Raw genomic sequence first — 20,290 nt, forward strand, 5'->3', positions numbered from 1 at the left:
GAAAGTAGTCCAGCATGGCAGAGATGAAGACCGATGCCGCTACCCTCGCGCAGGAGGCAGGTAATTTCGAGCGGATCTCCGGTGACCTGAAGACCCAGATCGACCAGGTTGAGTCGACCGCCGGTTCGCTGCAGGCCCAGTGGCGCGGTGCGGCTGGTACCGCCGCTCAGGCTGCGGTGGTCCGTTTCCAGGAAGCCGCCAACAAGCAGAAGGCCGAACTCGACGAGATTTCGACGAACATCCGTCAGGCCGGTGTCCAGTACTCCCGGGCCGACGACGAGCAGCAGCAGGCGCTGTCCTCGCAAATGGGCTTCTGATTCCCCTAGAACGAGAAAGAAACGGAGCAATACGACATGACAGAACAGCAGTGGAATTTCGCCGGCATTGAGGCCGCATCCAGCTCAATCGGGGGAAATGTCGGCAGCATTCATTCCCTTCTGGATGAGGGCAAGCAGTCGCTGCACAAGCTGGCCGCAGCCTGGGGTGGTAGCGGTTCGGAGGCCTACCAGGGTGTGCAGCAGAAGTGGGACTCCACCGCCCAGGAGCTCAACAACGCGCTGCAGAACCTGGCTCGCACCATCAGCGAGGCCGGTCAGGCAATGTCCTCCACCGAGGGCAACGTCACGGGGATGTTTGCTTAATCCCCCCTCTCGTTCGCGTAGAATACCGAAGCACGAGATCGGGGCGAGTTTCAACCTTTCGGAATCTCGCCCCTTCTCGTGCTTCGTTCTATTGGCGAGCTTCTGAGAGGTTCCGATGCCGGCGGACTACGACGAGCTATTTCGGCCCGCCGAGGGTTCCGGACCTCCAGATGATGAAACTGGGCAAACCTTCTTTGATCCTGGTACCGCGTATCCGCCGCCCGTAAAACCCAACGGCGACGGGCACTCGGCGCCTAAGGACTGGTCGCGCGCATTTCCGCCGGCGGAAGATGAGTCGCCGTCAGACTCCGCAGAGCCGGCAGCTGGCCCCGCCAAGTCGCCGTTGCCCCCCATGCCCATCGGCGGGCCTGCGCCGATACCCCCAGAGCCACCACCGGCCCCCCCGGAGCTACCACCGGCACCCCCGGGACCGCCACCGGCTCGTCCGGAGGCACCTCCGCAATCGCCGACAGCCGAGGCTGAACCTCCGGACGAGGCAATGCCCGTTAGCGGGCCCCCGCCTGGCGGCAAGTCGCCGATGCCTCCGATGCCTATCGGTGGGCCGCCACCGGCATCTCCGGAGCCACCCGCGGCTCCACCGGAACCGACGGCGCCAGCAGACCCACCGCAGCCGCCGGAGGCTGCTGCACAACCGCCGCAGGCCGTCGAGGAACAGGCCCACGCAACCGCCGAACCCCCCGCGGCACCAAAACCGCCGCGTCCCCCCATGCCCATCGGCGGGCCCCCACCCACACCCCCGGCCGCGCCGCAACCACAACAAGACATAGAAGAAGACCCGAAACCGGCGCCCGCCGAAGCCCCAGCGGCACCACCGAAATCACCGCTACCGCCCATGCCGGTCAGCGGACCGCCACCGGAACCGCCCGAACTGCCACCGGCTCCACCGGAACCGACGGCCTCAGCAGAGCCACCGCAGCCGCCGCAGGCCGTCGAGGAACGGGCCCACGCAACCGCCGAACCCCCCGCGGCACCAAGACCGTCGCGTCCCCCCATGCCCATCGGCGGGCCCCCACCCGCACCGGAACCACAACAGAGCGCGCCGCACCCGCACCAGGACATAGAAGAAGAACCGAAACCGGCGGCCGCCGAAACCCCAGCGGCACCACCGAAATCACCGCGACCCCCCATGCCGGTCAACGGGCCGGCACCCACCCGGCCCGAGCCACCGTTACCACCGGGCCCCCCGCGTCGCCGCGCTCAACCGCCAACGGCGCCACCCAACCAGCCCGGGCAACCGAAGCCCATCAGCGGACACCCGCCGCCCCCACCAAGGCCAGCGGCGTTCACACCCCCAGCACGCGGCGCCACGCCAAACCGGCATGAATCGGCCGAACCTCCGCCACCGCGCCGGGTCCGGATCGGTGGCCCGCCTCAGCCTCCAGGGCCACCGGAGGCTGAATCCGAGGCTCCTCGGCACTCGCGGCATGCCCGACGGGCGCATCGTTATCGGCCCGAGCCCGAAACCGATGACCTCGAGGCCACCGCGGTACGGCCGCTTCCGACGCGCGAGCCAATGAGGCGAAACGGACCCGCGGCGGACGAAAGCTCAACCGCGTCCTTCGCGTGGCTGCAGCAGAGCCAACCAACGCTCGATCGGCCTTCCGGACCCATGCCCGCCGCCCCTGGGGCCCCCGTCGAGTCCGCGCCGGGGCGCCCTGATGGTCGTAGGGCCAGGCGGCGCGCCGAATCCCCGACTTCGGCCGCTTCGACACCATCTCCGCTGGTGCCAACCAGGGCTCAACCGCCGGGCCCCACCAGGGCTCAGCCGCCGCGCACCGCCGCCGCGGCTCAACCCGCTACTGAGGCTACTGAGCCCCTGCCGGACGCCGGTGCCCCGGCCAAGCAGCCGAAGAAGCCGGTGCCACAACGGGGTTGGCGGCGGTGGGTTCACGCGGTCACGCGGATCAACTTCGGCCTTTCTCCCGATGAGAAGTATGAATTGGACCTGCGCACGCGGATCGGTCGAAAGCCCCGCGGCTCGTATCAGATCGCGATCTTGGGCCTGAAGGGCGGCGCCGGGAAGACGACCACGACGGTCACTCTTGGCACCACACTGACGCACGTGCGCGGGGATCGGATCCTGGTGCTTGACGCCGATCCGGGCGCCGGAAATCTCGCCGAATGTTCGGGACGTTCGTCGCCATCATCGATTGCCGATCTGCTGGCGGATCCGCGGCTGTCGCACTACAACGATGTCCGCGCACACACCAGCGTCAATGCCGCCAATCTCGAGATTCTCCCCACCGCGGAATACACCTCCGCGCAGCGCGGGCTCAGCGGCGAAGACTTGCGATCGGCCGTCGATACCGTGTCGAAGTTCTACAACCTGGTCCTGGCCGATTGCGGGGCAGGGCTATTCGATCCGGTGACACTGGGTGTGCTCGATACCGCCTCAGCGATCGTGATCTTGACTAACGTTTCCATCGACAGTGCGCGCCAAGCCGCAATCGCGCTGGACTGGTTGCGCAAACACGGTTACCAGGATTTGGCGAGCCGCGCATGCGTAGCGATAAACCATGTCGCCGTTGGCGAAACCAACGTGTCGGAGCAGCAGTTGGTCCGGGACTTTGAACAGCAGCTCCAACCCGGGCGCGTAGTGGTCTTGCCATGGGACCGGCACATCGCGGCCGGCACCGAAATTCATCTCGACCAGCTTGGCCCCGTCTACCGACGACGGGTTCTCGAGCTGGCCGCGGCTCTGTCCGACGATTTTGAAAGGGCTGGACGTCGTTGAGCGCACCTGCAGTTGCCGCACCCTCCGCCGCCACGGGAACAACCCCACCCAAGCCGGCAACCACCCGGGTCACCGTCCTTACCGGCAGACGGATGACAGATCTGGTGCTGCCCGCGGCGGCACCCATGGAGAGCTATGTCGACGAGACCGTCGCGATCTTGGCCGATCTGCTCGAAGACACTCCCGCGGAGGTGCTGGCCGGCTTCGACTTCGAAGCTCAGGGCGTTTGGACGTTCGCTCGGCCCGGATTCCCGCCGCTAAAGCTCGACCAGTCCCTCGATGAGGCCGGCGTTGTCGACGGATCGCTGCTGACCTTGGTCTTGGCCAGTCGCACGGAGCGGTATCGGCCCCTCGTCGAGGACGTCATCGACGCGATCGCGGTGCTCGACGAGTCGCCCGAGTTCAACCGCACCGCTCTGGAACGCTTCCTCGCCGTGGCAATCCCCCTCTTCGCCCTGCTGATCACCGCCGTTGCCATGCGGGCCTGGTGGCAAACCGGGCGCAGCGTGTTCTGGCCGCTGGCGATCGGCCTAATTGGGCTCGCCGCCTTGGCCGGTTCCTTCGTCGCAAAACGGTTCTACCAAAACTCGCGGCTCGCCGAGAGCCTGCTGGTTACGTCGTACGGCGTCATCGCCGCGGCGGCAGCGATCGCCGTTCCCCTGCCGCGCGGGTTCCATTCGCTGGGGGCGCCCCAGCTCGCCGCCGCCGCCACAGCGGTGTTGTTCATCACTTTGATGATGCGCGGCGGGCCGTACAAACGCCACGACATCGCGGCGTTTGTGGTGATTACATCGATCGCGGTCATTTCGGCGGCGGTCGCCTTCGGATACGGATATCAGCAATGGGTGCCGGCCGGGGCGATTGCGTTCGGGTTGTTCATCGTGACGAACGCGGCCAAACTGACTGTCGCCGTCGCGCGGATCGCGCTGCCGCCCATCCCCGTTCCCGGAGAGACCGTGGACAACGAGGAATTGCTCGATCCCATCACCGCCCAAGACGCGACCAACGAAGAGACACCGACCTGGCAAGCCATCATCGCCTCCGCGCCGGCGTCGGCAGCCCGGCTCACTGAGCGCAGCAAATTGGCTAAGCAGCTGCTCGTCGGCTACGTCACCGCGGGAACGCTGATTCTTGCGGTCGGTTCGATAGCCGTGGTGGTACGCGGCCACTTCTTCCTACACAGCATGATTGTGGCGGGTCTGATCACGGTGATCTGTTCGTTCCGATCGCGGCTGTACGCGGATCCGTGGTGCGCATGGGCGCTGCTGGCGGCGACGGTTGCCATCCCGACCGGGCTTGCCGTGAAGCTGAGCCTTTGGTATCCCCACTATGCCTGGCTGTTGTTGACGATCTACCTCACGGCGGCCCTCGTTACGCTCATCTCGGTCGGCGCGATGAACCAGGTACGTCGCGTTTCGCCAGTCATGAAACGGGCCCTGGAATTGTTCGATGGCGCGATGGTCGCATCAATTGTCCCGCTGCTGCTGTGGATTACCGGCGTCTATGACCTGGTTCGAAACATCCGATTCTGAGTCACCGGAGGGCTACGTCAGGGCGGTCGTGGCAACGGATCGGCCCGCACCGAAATTGGCGCAATCGGGCTTGTTTCAAGTCGGGTAAAATTTGCTCAACCCATTACGTACAGGAGGGATTCTGCGATGGCTGAGCCTCTGGCCGTCGATCCCGCCCGTCTGATTGCTGCGGGAAGCAAGGTCGCCGAGCTGGTTTTTCCGGCGCTACCAGCGCCGATAGCAGCAACTGGAGGGGATCCGGTTTCGGCTGCAATTAACGACACAATGCCTGGCATCGAGTCCTTGGTATCCGACGGGATGCCCGGTGTAACCGCCGCCTTGAAACGAACCGCTTTCAGCATGTCGACTGCCGCAGACATCTACGCGAAGGCCGACCAAGCCCTTGGCGATGCACTGACGCAGTACCAATTCGGCGGCGACGGCCAAGCGCTAGGCGCAAGCGGTACAAACGCTGTGGCACAGAGCCAGGCCGGACAGACCGTGCAATCGTTGGCCGCGCCCGCCGCTGGGCTATTGGGCGCGCCCGTGGCGCAAGCATTGGCCGCGCCCGCGACCGGGCTGCTGGGCGTACCCGCGGCGGCGGCGACACAGATCGGCGAGGCGGTCAGCGCTCAGGCGGAAGCCCTGTCGCCCCGAGTGGCCGCCACAATTCCCCAGCTGGTGCAACTGGCCCCGCAAGCCGGTCAGATGGCGCAGCAGGCCTCACCGATCGCGCAGACCATCAGTCAGTCGGCCCAACAGGGTTCCTCGCAGGGCGGCGCAGCGCCGGCACAGCTCGTCTCGGACACCAAACCCGACGAAGACGCGGAGCTGGCTGACGAGACCAAAGAGGGCGAGGAAGACGCCCTGGCAGCGGCCGGTGCAGAAGGCGCCGCGGCTCGCCACGCCACACTGGTGAGCGCTCCCGTCGAAAGCGCCGGCGGTGGCGAGACGTCGACGGGTTCGGTCTCAGCTCCGATCTGATAATTCGGCGTAAGCCGCACCCCGATCGGGCGTACGGCGGATACGCGCGGTGTCACCGGCGACATCCAACCGCGGCCGGGCGCCGGATGGGGGCGTGCCCACATCGGGCGCCGTCATACCGGCCGACCCGGGGATCGCGTCCGAGCGTGCCGACCGTGCCGCCAACATTTCGGTCGCTCGCTGTGTCGCCGCCCGCAGGCTACTGGCGTTCGAGGAGGTCTTGTTCGCCAACCCGATCAGGGTGGCGGCGGCGGCAACCTGCACAACACCGCATGCGGCGACCGCAATGTGGAAGGACGGGAGCTGGCCCTCGGGCCCCCCTAGTTCGAGGCCGGCACAAACCACCAGCACACCCAGGACTACCGCGATCAGTACCGACAGCCGCTCGCGGGCTTGCTTGACGGCATCGGCTTGGGAGGACACCAGCCCGGCGGTGAGCCGGTCCAGGTCGGCCATCAGCGTGGCGCGCCGCGACTGTGCGAGGTTCTGAACCCAATAGGCCTGCGCCGCATTGCCCCGCCAACCGCCGTCCGGACCAAGGGCGGCGACCTGGGCGCCGACGTCGTCGAACAATGACCCACTGCTCGCCAAGCGATCACCCTGCTCGGGCGACTCATCTCCAAGCCATCCCCACATGACACCAAGGATGGTCAGGGTCGCCCCGCAAACAACGGTTCCTGGGCATAGCTCGTGGGGATTATCGGCCGCCCCCGCTTCCGCTTCTCGCTCAATCTCCCCTACGTCCGATTCGAATCCGTCAAATTTGGGTCTCCCATGCGTCCGATTCGAATCCGTCAGGTTCAAACAATCCTGCGTCCGGCTCTAAGTGGGCGAGCAAATCTTCAAAGCTTCGGTTATGGGTCGCCGCTTCATCCGGGTGCATGAGACGAAGATTCCTTTCGAGCTATCGTTGTGCCGCCCAGCACGGCTGTCCCGCATCGTCATGTCGAAAACGCTGCTAGGCCGGCCGCACGCCTGTCCGCACGCCGACGCACTCGAGAGCGAACATCGGGTGTTCGCATCTGCTCTGCCGCGCCGAGCTGCCCCGTAAGGCACCAGCAATTATTGCCACCGAATTCGCCGGGCCTCACACGAAATTCAGGCCTGGATATTTCAGAATCAACTTCTGATATAAATCAGAACTGACTTCTGAAAGTGATCGCAGAAGAATCGTGTATGAATTGCGGAATCAACTATAACTAACTTTCGAAAAACGCACTGGCAGCGGCCTTGTTCAGGCACGCGCACAGCAGTGTCGTCTCCCGCGAGGCCCTGGCGTGGGATCGGATCACTCCCAGGGCTCCGGCGTTGTTGATTAGCAGGCTTGTGAGCTTGGGGATTGTGGATTGAGGAGGTCTAGGCGGCGGTTGGCGGTCAAAGCGGTGATCCGGCAGGCTTCGGCGATGTTGTCGGCGCCGTTGAGGCGGTGCAGATTGATCGCGGTGTTGCGTAGCGTTGCTAGGATCTGTGCGCCGTTTCCGGTATGTGCCCTTTGATGGTCTTCGTCGAAGGTGACGTCGCGTATCCAGTGCAGGCTGTTCTCGATTCCCCAGTGTTGACGCATCCAGGTCATGATCGCGGTAGGGCGGGCGTGCTCGAACGGCAGGCTGTAGATGGCATAGACCACCTCCACGCTGCGCTGGTCGGTGGCGGTGATCAAGCGTTCACGAGTGATCCGGATGATTTGTTTTGCGTAGGGGAAGCCGATTCCTCGTGCAGCGGTGATGATTTGCAGGGTGCGGGTCTCGACACGGCCGTGGCCGCGGGAGTCGTCGGTAGCGGCTGTGGGCACCTCGGCCCAGGGCAGCGCGGTGATACGCGCAAGTATTTTGGCTTGGTTGGACTTGACGATCATCAGGTAGTGCGACTTCAAGGTGGCGCAGATCAACTTCGCGGTGACGACCTGGGTATGCATCGCATCCACGGTGACCAGCCACCGCAAGCTACCCGGCAGCAGCGTGAGCAGGGCACGTACGCAGGGAATTTCATTGCTTTTCTCGGCGACAGCGAGTTGACCGAGCACCAATCGGGCACGGTGGGTGAACACCGACACGAGATGCGTGGCTGTCGCTTTGGCGCGTAAAGGCACCACGCAGCATCTTGCCGTCCAACGCGATCGGCACCAATCCACTGGGGTCGCTGCTGGCCACGTGTGCAGTGAAGTAACTGCCCATCCTGGCGTTGAGGTCGGCGGGGTCTAGCCGAGACAAAACAGCGCGGAAGGTCTTCTCACTGGGCCGCCGGAACCGGACCCCTAATTGGGCCAACACATCATCGGGAGCGGTGGCCGCCCATGTGGCAAAACCAGCATAGCCGCGCATCCCCGCGGCAGTGGCCAGAACCGCGATCGCCAACAAAGCCATCAGCGAATACCTCCGACCGCGTGGGTCCCTCGGGTCTGGCACCGAGGCCAACACATCGAGAAACTCCGATCCGATGAGCTCGCTACGCTCACCAGGACTCCAGCGGTCGAACACCTCTGGAACCGACGACACAGGCAATACTGAAACGGTAGGCACGGGCAACTCCAGACCAACGACGAACAGTAACCAACTCGATCGTTCTCCAGATAGCCCGTGCCTACACTCCGGCCCCAATAGCGCGGCACCAAAGATCATCAACCCAGCTCACAAGCCTGCTAATCAACAACGCCGGAGCCCTGGGATCACTCCGAATTCAGGACGCGTCCGCCAAAGCGTTGGCAAGCAGCCCGGCGACATAACGCCAGTACAGCCAGTCGGCGACCGCCGGCCGCTGGGCTTCAGCGTCTGCCGCGCTGTAGGCCTGGTGCAGCGCGATCTCCTGCCAATGTTCGGCATAGGCGCGGAATGCCCGCAGGTGCGAGACCTCACGGCCGGTGGCGTTACTCGTCATCGGCTTCATCAGGTCGAACCAGAACATGTGCCGCTCGTCGTCTGGCGGATTGGCGTCGGCCGGCGCCGGCGGCAGCAACTCCAGCAGCCGCAGATCTTCGGTCTCTGCCAGCTGGGCCGCCGCCGAGCGGTCTACCACCTCGAGCCGCGGACGTCCGGTCATCTTGCCGCTCTCCGGAATGTCGTCGGCTTCCAGGATGATCTTGGCCGCGCCCGCGTCCGAGTTGGCCAATTGTTCGGCCGTCCCGATCACCGCGCGCAGCTTCAAGTCGTGAAACGCCGCCCAACCCTGCACGGCCAACACCGGGTAGGTGGCGAACCGGGCCTGCTCATCGGCCGGGATCGCATGGTCAGCGCTGGCCATGTAGACCTTGTGCGGTAGCTCGACATTCTCGGGTATGTAGGCCAGCCCATAACTGTTGGCCACCACGATGTCGCCGTCGGTGGTCACCGCGGTGATCCAGAAGAACCCGTAGTCGCCCTTGTTGTAGGTGTCGGGCGCGTTCAACGCGGCCGCGATGCGTCGCGCCAGGCGCAAGGGGTCCTTCTTTTGACTGCGACGAGACGCCGAAGCGATGGCATCGCGCGCGGCGCGCGCCGCCGAGACCGGAACCATCGGCGATGGCGTAACGGCATCGGGCGCTTCGGACTTCTCTTTTTCGTCCGGCTTGGGTCGCTCCGGAGCCGGACGGGTCGGCGATGCGGTGCGAGCCGCTGCCGGGCGCGGCGCGGCCGTATTGGGGCCCCGGCCGCCCGACTCCACCGGTGCGCGCCCCGCGGCGGCACGCGAGCCGGCGCCCGAGGCCGCTGACTGGCTTGTGCTCGAACTCGCTCCGGCCGAGGACAGACCCGAGCTTGATCCAGCGGACACTCCCCGACCGCCGCCCGGCATCGCGCTGGCGGCAGGTGCGGCCACGGCCCCTCCCGAGGAGTCGTCGCCGTGCGCAGGGCCCGAAGGTCCCGACGGCTGGGTTGACGGTGCCGTGGACGTCTCCGTTGCCGCTGCCGGCTTCACGTGAGCCGGGTCGGTTGAGGGCTGCCCCGGCGTGGACGGCGACCCCGGCTGCGACGGCGCGGGCTGCGGACTCGCACCCGGGTCGGCGGGCGCCGGCTGCGGACCGGGCCCCGGAGCGGGCGCGGGCTGCGGTGCCGGCGCTGGTGCCGGCGCCGGGGCCGGGGTTGGCTCGACCGGCAAGACCGGGGTGTCGGGTTTCCCTGGCTTCGGCTTGCCGGGGGTGACCGGGGTGATCGGCGTCACCGGGGTGCCCGGGGTGATCGGAGTACCCGGGGTGATCGGAGTAACCGGGATGCCCGGGGTAACCGGGTGCGGTGGCCCGCCGGGTGTCGGAACCACCGGAGTACCCGGCGTCGGGTTCACCGGCGTGCCCGGGCCGCCAGGGGTAACCGCTTTGTGCGGGTTGACCGGCGTGGGTTCGAATGGCTTGGGTCCGGGTGCCCCGGGGGTTGGCTGTCCTGGTGTCGGCACGGTCACGGACGGAATGCCCGGTGCCGGGTGCGTCACCTGGTGCAGCAGATCCTTGAGCGCATTGTGCGGCGGCTTCCAGTTTCTGGATGCCAGAACCTGCTCAGCGGCTTCGGCCACCAGACCCGAGTTGGCCTCGTGAGCTGAACGGATCAGGGATGCGATCGCCGCCTTGCGCTCCTCGGGATCAAGGTCTGCGTTGCCCTCCAGAACCCGTATTTCGCGATGAGCACCGTCCACGTTGTTGTCAATGTTTGCCTTCGCCTCGGCGATCAACCCGGCCACATGCTGGTGCCAGGTAATAACCGTGGCGAGATAGTCCTGCAGCGTGCTCATTTGCTTGAGATTCCCGCCCAGCGCACCGTTGGCCGCACTGGCAGCACCACCGGACCAGACACCACCGTCGAACACCTCGACCTGCTGGTGCCGGCAGGCGTCCATCACGTCGGTAAACAGGTGCAGGACCCGGTTGTACTCGCGAGCCCGGTCGTAGTGGATGTCCTCGTCGGCGTCGGGCCACCCACCCGCCTCGAGCATCCGCCCGGCGTACTCCCCCGTCGGCCTCGGAATACCCATCGCCTACTCTCCTCCCCGCAGCATCCAGGCCGCAGCGACCAGACCTGTCAGGTAGGTACCCGCAGTGGATCGTTGGACCGGCGCGCACACCGCACCGCCGTTGCGCTGGCTTGCGGGCCGCGTCAGCTGGTCAGTGGTACCGGACGTCATGCTTAACAAGCCTAACCGAGCTTAAGACCAGCTAGATGCGCCAATTTGGGGATCGGGACGGGCCGACGAAAATGACACCACAGCACGGCAGACCGCCGTATCGGAGAGATTTCGCGCAGGCTTGAGCCGCGCGCAGAACGACGCAGACGCCGCGACACGGAGGCACCACGGCGGTCGCGTCAATGGTCCGCTAGCGCGAACCAAAAGCCGCTGACAGGCGCGCCGAGGGGACTGTTTCCACCCCGGCGCAGGGACGGATCAGACCATCCCGTTGTTCATTGTTTGAGACATTGAGGACAACACTGCGGTTAGTTTTTCTCCCGCCGCGTCGTTGTACTTGGATGCGGCGTCCTGGGCGTTCTTCAACGCCTGGTTGACCCGCGCACTAACGACCTCCGGACCAACTTCCTTCAGCAGGCCGTCGTCGATGCGCACAGCGGTGAGCCACTGGTGCCCATTGATCGTGACCTCGACCGTCTCGGTGTCGTCTTTGCCACGGAAATTGCCGGTATTCATTTGGTTCAGCGTTCCGTCCAAGGCCGACTGGAACCGTGCTGCCAACGCCAACACCTGCGCGACTTGGGGGTCCATCTCCATGCTGGTCACCTTGACTCCTTACTGTCCTGACGACTGTCCTGACGGCTACTTGTTGTCCTGACGGCGGCGGTTACCGATTACGGCCTCGGTCCACTCGCGGTCCTCGGTGTAGAGCGCTTCCTCGTCTTGTTGAGCGCCCTTGGACTTGGCGCCGCCCTGGCCCTGGCCGGCGCCGCCCATCGGCATTCCCATGCCACCCCCGGCCATTCCGCGACCTGCGGCGCCAGCACCCTGGCCGGCACCGGCGACGTCGCCTGCCGCGGCCGGTCGTACGGACTCGCCGCCGGCCAGAGGCGCATCACCCATGGACACGCCGCCGAGACCACCACCGCCGCCGCCCAAAGACATCGGTTTGACGCCGAGGCCCTTGGACAGGTTGGACGCCGCCTCGCGACCCGCCGAGGTGAGCTCGGCGGTGTTGACGTCCGGTGTACCGCCCGCTCCACCGGTGGGCGGAATCATCGGCGGCGTCATTCCCGAAGCCAGCCCGGTGGAACCGTCGCTGGGCGGCATCAAGAAGCCGGGGATCAGGCCCTGAGGTTGCGCGGGTGGCGGTGGGTCGATCTTGATCGCCTCCGGAGGCTTCGGCGGATTCACCGGCTCGAGATCTGCCTTGGTGTTGTATTCGCTCAACACCTTCTCCGAGGTCTCTTGATACTCGGCGTAGAGCTTGATGGCTTGCTCTTGATAGTCCGGGTCTTTCGCCAGTCTCTCGAGTTCGATGATGTCGGCCAGGGTGGGGTGCCCTCGCCGGGCCCACAGCTGCAGTTGCGCCATGAAATTGGCCTGCTTGGCCAGCGATGCACTCAGCTTGGCCATGTGGAGTATCCAGTCCTTCTGCTGGTCCAGCGAGGCCTCGCAGGCGGTAGCGGCGTCTCCCTCCCAGTTCTCGAAGATCCGGAACCGCTTGATGTCCCGTTGCAGAGCCAGGTTGAAGTTGTTCCACCCGTCGGCGAAGTTGACCATCGACGTGCCCTGGTCACCGGATTCGAGCTTTGTCGCCGCGGTCTTGAGGTCGGTGAAGTCTGATTCACCCGCGGCCGCCACCTTCGGGGTTTCCTCCAGCGAATCGGTCTGGCCGGCGCCGGCGCCGCCCGCAGATTGGGCGTCGACCTCGCCATTACCGTCGTTATCGAGCGCGGTTGCGGACTCGTCCTCGACCTCGCCATACGCCGCGGCGGCGTTGCGCAGCGACGTCGCCAGACGTTGCCGTTCCCGCTCGCCTGCCTGCAGGTATAGGCGGACGTTGTCGGCGGAGATCGCCAGTTGCTCGGCCGCGTTGTTGGCTGCCGTGAGGCCGGACGATGCCTGGGGCACATCAGTGGGCGGAGTCGCCATCGGCGCCTCCACCTCGTCTGCCCTGTTCAAGATTTCCTGCTGATCCACCGTTACGGTCTGCGGCTGGCTCATGTCGGATCGTCCTCCTTAGTGCTCCATGCCATTATCGTCGCTGAAACGACCGCTTGCTGCACCAAAAAATTTCGCCGCCTCTTCCAGCTCACTTGGACCTACTTGGGCAGGGCCATCTGGAAGCGACTTTCCTCCGGTGGAGAGACCCGCCGGATCGGCAGCTTGCGGTGTCGTGGGGTGCCGACCAAGTTGTGACGCAGGATCACCCGGTCAATACCAGGGTGCGCGCCCAGATAGGTCGTCGCGTTCGGCCACACCACCTTGGCCTCCGCGCCGACATGGGCACCGATGAGCCTGGCGAATTGTTCGAAGTGTGGTCCCACGGTGACGGCGCCCCCGGCAGCCGCCGAACGCACGGCGAACTGGGTGAAGGTCTGGGCGTCCCCCAGGTTGACGGTCGCATCCACGTCATCGAACGGCATGTACACCGGGCAGCGGTTCACGGTCTCACCGATTAACACACCCGCTGATCCGATTGGCAGTTGGCAGTGGTGATTGGCCACCAGGCTCTGCCCTTCCAACGCCGGCCGCTGACTGCCGAACAGGCGCGAGAAGCCCCGAGGAGTCTTGGGCGTTCTCACTGTGGTCAACAACACCGTGGACCGCGGCGGCATCCCGGGAGCAATCCGGACCCTGGTAATGGTGTGGTCCGCTCGTGCGGACCACCACAAATCCGGGCCGCCGGGCGCGGTGTAGGCGGCGGTGTAGCTGTCAGCGCCCTTGATCATCGACCATTTCTCCCGCACATAACCGATGTCGGTGGCGCGGTCGTAGTCGTCGAAGCTGCGCCCGCATACTGCGTCGACGCCGTTGCTGGCCAGGCCATCGGCGATGCGAGTCGCCGACGCCACCAGATAGCGAGCCAAACCGGCGAGGCCGGCCTCGCGACGCTGCGCAGACTTGCGGGTTTGTTCCGGGTCGGCTCGCAGCATGATCCACGTCCGCCGGTTTGCCGGAGCCGGATCGGCGCCGATCACCCGCTGGTAAAGGCTCACCACCTCTTCGGAGGCGGTGTTGCCAACGCGGTAGCCCGCCGAGACCACATCTGCTTCCAGGTCCGGGCAATGCACCGACAGCAGGTCCTCGAGTAGGCGGGTGTCCAGCACGTCGTCGGTGTGAGCCTTGCCGTCGACGATGACCGTCGGGGTAAACGGGCGGGGCTTGAGCTCGATCACCGCAATCAGGTGGTCGCGTCGCCAACGCACCGCGACGTGATCACCCGGCTTCACGGTGGCACCGACCACCGGTTCGGACGGCACATCCGGCGGTCGGCGACGCCAACGCAGCCAGGCGAACACGGTGGCCACCCACCCGGTGACCCGACGACCGGAAAAAGTCACCGTCGCCACGATGACGCCCAGCGCTACCAGCGCGATGCCCACCCACCAGTAGCGCATGTGCAGGAACATCATGATGCAGGGCGGCGCCAGCACCGCAACGACAAGTGTGTGGCCGGTGCTGACCCGGAACCGTATTGAACTGAAGGGGTTCCTCATCGGCGCCTCAGCGCCCGGGCGGCCAACGTGCCCAATCCGAGCACCAGCGTCAGCCCCAGTAGCGACACCGCCACCATGGAGATCGGGCGGTGATCCGGGCCGGGTTCGATGCGTGGGGGCGGTAGTCGTCTGACGCTGGGGGGCACCGAAGCCGGGCCCGGCGGGATGTCCCAGGTCAGCGCCGCGACGGCATTGACCACGCCGGAGCCGACGAGATTGTCGATACCGCCTCCGGGATGTCGCGCGGTGGCGGTGATCCGGTTCATCACCTGCACCGGCGTCAGTTCCGGAAACCGTTGCCGGACCAGCGCGGCCAGACCGGAGACATAGGCCGCCGCAAACGAGGTGCCGGCGATGGGCACGGGTCCTTCTCGACCTTGCAGGGCGTTGACCGGTTCGCCGTGATCACCGAGCGCGATGATGTTCTCCGCGGGTGCCGCTACCCCCACCCACGGTCCGTGCATGGAAAACGAACTCGGCACCCCGTTCTGGCCGATGCCCCCGACAGTCAGCACCAAGGGCGCATACCAAGCCGGTGTGACCACGGTCTGCACCTTGTTCCAGCCCCGGGGATCATTGGGTGTCGACGCGTCGGGCATCGGATTCTGCGAGCAGTCGCCGCCGGTGTTACCCGCGGCGACGACGACCACGGCGTTCTTGGCGTTGACCGCATAGTCGATGGCCGCGCCCAGACTTATTTCGTCGATCGGCCTGCTCACCTTGTAACACGCCGCCTCGCTGATGTTGATCACTCCCGCCCCGAGGTTGGCCGCATGCACCACCGCACGGGCAAGACTGCGAATGGACCCGGCCGCCGGCGTCGCGTTGGGATCATTGGGGTTGGGTTGCGAGCCAACCGGTTCGAAGGCCTCCGATGTCTGGCGCAACGAAAGCAGTCGCACGTCGGGGGCAACCCCGACGAAACCGTCGGTCGGTGCGGGGCGCCCGCCGATAATCGAGGCCGTGAGCGTGCCGTGCGCATCACAGTCCGACAGTCCGTCGCCGGCCTGATCGACGAAGTCCCCACCCGGCTCGGCCGGGACCCGTGGTGAGGCGTCCACGCCGGTATCGATCACCGCCACCGTCACGCCGGCCCCGGTCGCAAACTTGTGGGCCTCTCCGACACCCATGTAGGCGTTGCTCCACGGCGGATCGTGAAAGCTGGAATCGGGCAGCGTCGTGGGACTGGTACAGAGCACTCGCTGCTCGGTGGGTTGGTCGGGACCGGTTACATCCGGTGGTACCGCGCCGGGATCAATCGAGGGAGGATCGATTGCAAAAGCCGGCGGTGCGGTCAGCAACGCCAGCGCGACCATCGTCAGCAAGGTCCGGTGCACCCCGGAATCACTCCGTTCTTTAGCCGCAGTGAGGCTCTGGCACGCTCGTGTCAGTCCTGGCTGCATTTTAGACGTAACGGGCGCGTAAACGACGCTATTCAACCCGGTGCCAGCCTGTCCATCCTGAACTGTGACCAAGCGGCGTCGGCAACTGGCTCCGCACACAGTGCCGTACCGGTCCGGGTGTCATTCAAAGATGCACGAACACATGCCATTCCACGCGCCGGGGCTTGCCCTCGCCAACCGGCGCGATCCGTCACCAAACGATGGCGGCCATGTCACGGTTGTCCGCGCACACGCTGCGCACCGCGGCTTCGACATCACCAGCGGCGATCATCTGAAGATCCTCGACCGACACCGCTCGCCCCGCTCGCTTCTGGGCGACCACTCGAGTGTCCCGATATCCCTCGGCGCGCTCGATGACGTTGCGCGCGAACCGCCCGTTCTGCATGGCATCGATCCCGTGTTGCCCACCCGGGGTGGTGTAGTTGCGGATGGTGGTGGCCGCGTCCAAAAAGATCTCGCGCGCCGCCTCATCGAGCAGGCTGGCGCGCGGCGCGGCATAGCGCTGCCCGATCTCGACGATTTCCGTCGGCGAATATGACTCAAAGCGCAGCTTGCGATTGAATCGTCCGGCCAAACCCGGATTCACGCTGAGGAATTCGTCGACCTGATCCTCATAGCCCGCACCGATGAAACAGAAATCGAATCGGTGGGTCTCCAACTTGACCAGGAGCTGGTTGACCGCCTCCATGCCAATCATGTCCGGTGTTCCGTCCTGGTGACGTTCCACCAGGGAGTAGAACTCATGTTTCATCCGCACCGAGAAGCGGGTGGTCGCCGCACGCAGCCTGCGGTTGTAGAAGAGGTGCCCGGAGTTTTGGTCCCGGTTGGACAAGCTCAACGGCATTGCTCAGTACCCCCTTGGGGAACGACGTGGATCGGCTTGCTGGATCCGATCAGCCAGGTTCGATGCATCAGCGGCAACCCCGTAGCGGCCCTGCGCGTAGTTGATGAACGCGCATGCCTAGGCCACCAGGTTGGTGATGTTGGTCGAGGTGCCCGGCTGGTGGTAGGCCGCGAAGGTCGGTGCGATGAACTGCCACGCTCCCCTACTCGACGTGCCCTGGGCCGCGTTAGCGTCCCAGTCGTTCACCGCGCTGGCGTTGTAGCCCGACTCTCGGCGGGCCACCAAATCCATCCCGCGTGTCCAGCGCGCTCGTGCTGCAGGGTCGTGAATACCCTTGATATCGAGGGCTTTACGGATCGCCGCCAACACAGCGGGCCGGCCCGTGGGTGAAACGTGATTATGCTGTCGCCTAGCGGCTGCCTGTAGGTACCGCAGCCGGCGCAGCCGCAACACCAGTTGTCGCGCCCGTGCACGCGACCGCACGATGTGGCGGCGCTGGGCTCGCAGTCTTGCCGCCATGCGGACCATGGCTTCGCGCCGGCCAAGCGGCGTATCGGCCGCGAGCGCGCTATCGGCGTGGGCTGCCTGCAGGATGGCGCGCGTGGCCCTTCTCGCGAGCGCGTAATCGGCCTGGGCTATCGACATGATCTGCGCGAGTTCCCGGTCGGTGTCGATGGACCGTCGTACGGCCTGGACGACGGCGTGCGATCGCGCTGCGGCCCGATCGGGAAGCCGGTCCCCTCCTGTCTGCGATACGGAGTCGGCCAGTGCCTGAAGCTGCGGCTCGTGGCGGCTTCTTTCGTCGACTAAGCGACCGGCGAACAGCCCGTGCCCGCGGGACAAGGTCGCCAGCGTCTGAAGGATCAGCGGATCAGTCAAGAATTCCTCCGCCGCCGTGCCGAAACCGGCCCACGTCTGTCAGCAGACCACTCCGCCTGGAAACAAACACCCAAGCCACTACTCCCGTACCTCCGGGTCAGCGAAACACGGCGCACCATGGGCGCGGACACCGTCGCCCGCCCATCGCAGGGTAGCTGCACAGGGCTCCGGCGTTGTTGATTAGCAGGCTTGTGAGCTGGGGAATTGTGGATTGAGGAGGTCTAGGCGGCGGTTGGCGGTCAAAGCGGTGATCCGGCAGGCTTCGGCGATGTTGTCGGCGCCGTTGAGGCGGTGCAGATTGATCGCGGTGTTGCGTAGCGTTGCTAGGACCTGTGCGCCGTTTCCGGTATGTGCCCTTTGACGGTCTTCGTCGAAGGTGACGTCGCGTATCCAGTGCAGGCTGTTCTCGATTCCCCAGTGTTGACGCATCCAGGTCATGATCGCGGTAGGGCGGGCGTGCTCGAACGGCAGGCTGCAGATGGCATAGACCACCTCCACGCTGCGCTGGTCGGTGGCGGTGATCAAGCGTTCACGAGTGATCCGGATGATTTGTTTTGCGTAGGGGAAGCCGATTCCTCGTACAGCGGTGATGATTTGCAGGGTGCGGGTCTCGACACGGCCGTGGCCGCGGGAGTCGTCGGTAGCGGCTGCGGGCACCTCGGCCCAGGGCAGCGCGGTGATACGCGCAAGTATTTTGGCTTGGTTGGACTTGACGATCATCAGGTAGTGCGACTTCAAGGTGGCGCAGATCAACTTCGCGGTGACGACCTGGGTATGCATCGCATCCACGGTGACCAGCCACCGCAAGCTACCCGGCAGCAGCGTGAGCAGGGCACGTACGCAGGGAATTTCATTGCTTTTCTCGGCGACAGCGAGTTGACCGAGCACCAATCGGGCACGGTGGGCGAACACCGACACGAGATGCGTGGCTGTCGCTTTGGCGCGTAAAGCACCACGCAGCATCTTGCCGTCCAACGCGATCGGCACCAATCCACTGGGGTCGCTGCTGGCCACGTGTGCAGTGAAGTAACTGCCCATCCTGGCGTTGAGGTCGGCGGGGTCTAGCCGAGACAAAACAGCGCGGAAGGTCTTCTCACTGGGCCGCCGGAACCGGACCCCTAATTAGGCCAACACATCATCGGGAGCGGTGGCCGCCCATGTGGCAAAACCAGCATAGCCGCGCATCCCCGCGGCAGTGGCCAGAACCCCGATCGCCAACAAAGCCATCAGCGAATACCTCCGACCGCGTGGGTCCCTCGGGTCTGGCACCGAGGCCAACACACCGAGAAACTCCGATCCGATGAGCTCGCTGCGCTCACCAGGACTCCAGCGGTCGAACACCTCTGGAACCGACGACACAGGCAATACTGAAACGGTAGGCACGGGCAACTCCAGACCAACGACGAACAGTAACCAACTCGATCGTTCTCCAGATAGCCCGTGCCTACACTCAGGCCCCAATAGCGCGGCACCAAAGATCATCAACCCAGCTCACAAGCCTGCTAATCAACAACGCCGGAGCCCTGGGGGTACCCCCACCCTTCGATGAGTGCGCGACCCTGCTTCGTTGAGCAGTCCGTCCGCATGGCCACCACACCCCCTTAAGGGGGTGTATTGGACGGACGGCAGAACGATGGCTAGAACTGGGAGAATGTGGCTAGCGCGGCCCGTCTGTCCGGCAGGACGCGGACGAATTTCGGTGGTGCAACGCCTGGCCGAGAATGTCGTTGGCCGAACTTATAGTTGTGTTCACGCAGGGCCTTCCCGGCACGGTCGCGGGTTGCGCTGAGCGGGACGCCAAGGGCATCAAGGGCTTCGGTGCAGTCGCCGACCTTGGAGGTGGTCGTGGTCGTGGATGCCAGAAGGTGACGTGTCGGTTCGGAGTAACGCCGCAGTTCGATCGTCTGCGGGTGCCCGAGCCCGCGTCCCTTGTCGAGCGTGAGCGTGATGTTGTTGTCCCTCCGTTTCAGAATCCATTCGACATCGACATCGACATCGTCTCGCTTAGCCGACGAGCCGCGAGCGCCCTTACTCAGATCGTGGCCTTGGTGGTCGAGGCGCAGCACAGCGCGGCCCTGCCGACGCAGAGGCACCATCGTGAAGTTATAGAAATACCGCTAGGTGTCGGCGCTGTCCTCCTTGCCCTCGACCAGTCGCGAAATTGTGTCGAGAATGATCAAGCTCGGATCATGCCGTGCGGCGGCGAGGGCGAGTTTCCTCCCGCCTACCGCCGTATCGAGCGGTGGTAGGTCGGGATACGAAAAGTAGAACAGCGGCGCGCCATCCAGCGCAGCCGCCTCGTGTCCCATGCTGTGGAGGCGGTTGGCCAGTTCCGTCTCCGTGTTCTCCATATCGACGTACATCACGGGGACCGGCTCGCGAGCGGGCTCACCAACAAGTGGTCGGCCGAGTGCGAGATTGATCGCCACTTCGAGCATCAGCAGGGATTTCCCCGCACCGGCCTGAGCAATGAGGGAGCCCGACTCTCCCTCGTCGGTCAGCCCCTGAATGAGCGAGTCTTTCGGCGCGGCGGTGCCAAGTAGTCGCCAGTCCAGCGGCGTCAGCGCGCAGTCGTCCATGGTCGTGTACGTCGTCACTAGGCCACCGATTCCTGGTCGCTGACAGCCATTTCACGGTCCTCCACAGAATTCAAGCGAGTCTCGTACAGGGCTGGCAACGACCGGATCA

The 20,290-nt window shown here is 65.2% G+C and carries 14 protein-coding genes and 5 pseudogenes; 5 read left to right on the top strand and 14 right to left on the bottom strand.

Annotated elements, in window-relative coordinates; all coding sequences use genetic code 11:
* Positions 1-14 precede the first annotated feature (14 nt).
* The 5 genes from esxB (at position 15) to CKW46_RS02145 (ending at position 5,891) form a co-directional block, all read left to right on the top strand.
* Entirely contained in the window at positions 15-317 is a 303-nt protein-coding gene (esxB, locus tag CKW46_RS02125; RefSeq protein ID WP_012392185.1) for a type VII secretion system ESX-1 WXG100 family target CFP-10, read from the top strand.
* A 36-nt stretch (positions 318-353) separates the two neighbouring features.
* Positions 354-641, top strand: a complete 288-nt coding sequence (locus tag CKW46_RS02130; RefSeq protein WP_015357697.1) for a WXG100 family type VII secretion target — start codon at positions 354-356, stop codon at positions 639-641.
* A 115-nt stretch (positions 642-756) separates the two neighbouring features.
* On the top strand, positions 757-3,396 hold the full coding sequence (locus tag CKW46_RS02135; RefSeq protein WP_482052737.1) for a MinD/ParA family ATP-binding protein: 2,640 nt from the start codon (positions 757-759) through the stop codon (positions 3,394-3,396).
* A complete protein-coding gene (gene eccD / locus CKW46_RS02140) occupies positions 3,393-4,928 on the top strand; it encodes a type VII secretion integral membrane protein EccD (protein ID WP_482052738.1) in 1,536 nt (511 codons plus the stop codon). Before CKW46_RS02135 ends, eccD begins: the two co-directional genes overlap by 4 nt.
* 126 nt (positions 4,929-5,054) lie before the next feature.
* Positions 5,055-5,891 (top strand): hypothetical protein, encoded by an 837-nt coding sequence (locus CKW46_RS02145; RefSeq protein ID WP_482052739.1) that lies wholly within the window; start codon positions 5,055-5,057, stop codon positions 5,889-5,891.
* Here the strand turns inward: CKW46_RS02145 and CKW46_RS02150 are convergent.
* The 14 genes and pseudogenes from CKW46_RS02150 to CKW46_RS02215 all read right to left on the bottom strand — a co-directional run bounded on the left by CKW46_RS02150 (position 5,877) and on the right by CKW46_RS02215 (position 20,199).
* Positions 5,877-6,527 carry an EspA/EspE family type VII secretion system effector gene (locus CKW46_RS02150; protein WP_499018682.1) on the bottom strand — a complete coding sequence of 217 codons (651 nt, stop codon included), beginning with the start codon at positions 6,525-6,527 and terminating at the stop codon, positions 5,877-5,879. The two genes, CKW46_RS02145 and CKW46_RS02150, sit on opposite strands and share 15 nt — an antisense overlap.
* Positions 6,528-7,206: 679 nt before the next feature.
* Positions 7,207-8,410, bottom strand: a pseudogene (locus tag CKW46_RS02155) (ISAs1-like element IS2404/ISMul1 family transposase).
* A 157-nt stretch (positions 8,411-8,567) separates the two neighbouring features.
* Positions 8,568-10,823 (bottom strand): EspK C-terminal domain-containing protein, encoded by a 2,256-nt coding sequence (locus CKW46_RS02160; RefSeq protein WP_482052741.1) that lies wholly within the window; start codon positions 10,821-10,823, stop codon positions 8,568-8,570.
* A gap of 3 nt (positions 10,824-10,826) precedes the next feature.
* Positions 10,827-10,973, bottom strand: coding sequence for a hypothetical protein (locus CKW46_RS02165; protein ID WP_153234315.1), 147 nt, complete (start codon positions 10,971-10,973; stop codon positions 10,827-10,829).
* Positions 10,974-11,231: 258 nt separating this feature from the next.
* The gene (locus CKW46_RS02170; protein ID WP_036426087.1) at positions 11,232-11,570 is read right to left on the bottom strand and encodes a YbaB/EbfC family nucleoid-associated protein; all 339 of its coding nucleotides are present in this window, start codon (positions 11,568-11,570) and stop codon (positions 11,232-11,234) included.
* Positions 11,571-11,615: 45 nt separating this feature from the next.
* A complete protein-coding gene (espB, locus tag CKW46_RS02175; protein ID WP_015357704.1) occupies positions 11,616-12,980 on the bottom strand; it encodes a type VII secretion system ESX-1 target EspB in 1,365 nt (454 codons plus the stop codon).
* A gap of 98 nt (positions 12,981-13,078) precedes the next feature.
* Positions 13,079-14,476, bottom strand: a complete 1,398-nt coding sequence (gene eccE, locus CKW46_RS02180; RefSeq protein WP_117437638.1) for a type VII secretion protein EccE — start codon at positions 14,474-14,476, stop codon at positions 13,079-13,081.
* On the bottom strand, positions 14,473-15,813 hold the full coding sequence (gene mycP1 / locus CKW46_RS02185) for a type VII secretion system ESX-1 serine protease mycosin MycP1 (RefSeq protein ID WP_117437637.1): 1,341 nt from the start codon (positions 15,811-15,813) through the stop codon (positions 14,473-14,475). The genes eccE and mycP1 overlap by 4 nt, the downstream gene beginning before the upstream one ends.
* 256 nt (positions 15,814-16,069) lie before the next feature.
* Positions 16,070-16,621, bottom strand: a pseudogene (locus tag CKW46_RS02190) (type VII secretion AAA-ATPase EccA); the annotation flags it as partial.
* Positions 16,619-16,723 (bottom strand): annotated as a pseudogene (locus CKW46_RS02195) (hypothetical protein); the annotation flags it as partial. The pseudogenes CKW46_RS02195 and CKW46_RS02190, both read right to left, overlap by 3 nt.
* Positions 16,724-16,726: 3 nt before the next feature.
* Positions 16,727-17,602 (bottom strand): annotated as a pseudogene (locus tag CKW46_RS02200) (transglycosylase SLT domain-containing protein).
* Positions 17,603-17,782: 180 nt separating this feature from the next.
* Positions 17,783-18,985: pseudogene (locus tag CKW46_RS02205) on the bottom strand (ISAs1-like element IS2404/ISMul1 family transposase).
* Between the two features lie 254 nt (positions 18,986-19,239).
* The gene (locus tag CKW46_RS02210; RefSeq protein ID WP_499018688.1) at positions 19,240-19,668 is read right to left on the bottom strand and encodes a hypothetical protein; all 429 of its coding nucleotides are present in this window, start codon (positions 19,666-19,668) and stop codon (positions 19,240-19,242) included.
* A 51-nt stretch (positions 19,669-19,719) separates the two neighbouring features.
* A complete protein-coding gene (locus tag CKW46_RS02215; protein ID WP_020785480.1) occupies positions 19,720-20,199 on the bottom strand; it encodes an ATP-binding protein in 480 nt (159 codons plus the stop codon).
* Positions 20,200-20,290 lie beyond the last annotated feature (91 nt).

The sequence above is a fragment of the Mycobacterium liflandii genome (assembly GCF_022354805.1).
Lineage (GTDB): Bacteria > Actinomycetota > Actinomycetes > Mycobacteriales > Mycobacteriaceae > Mycobacterium > Mycobacterium marinum.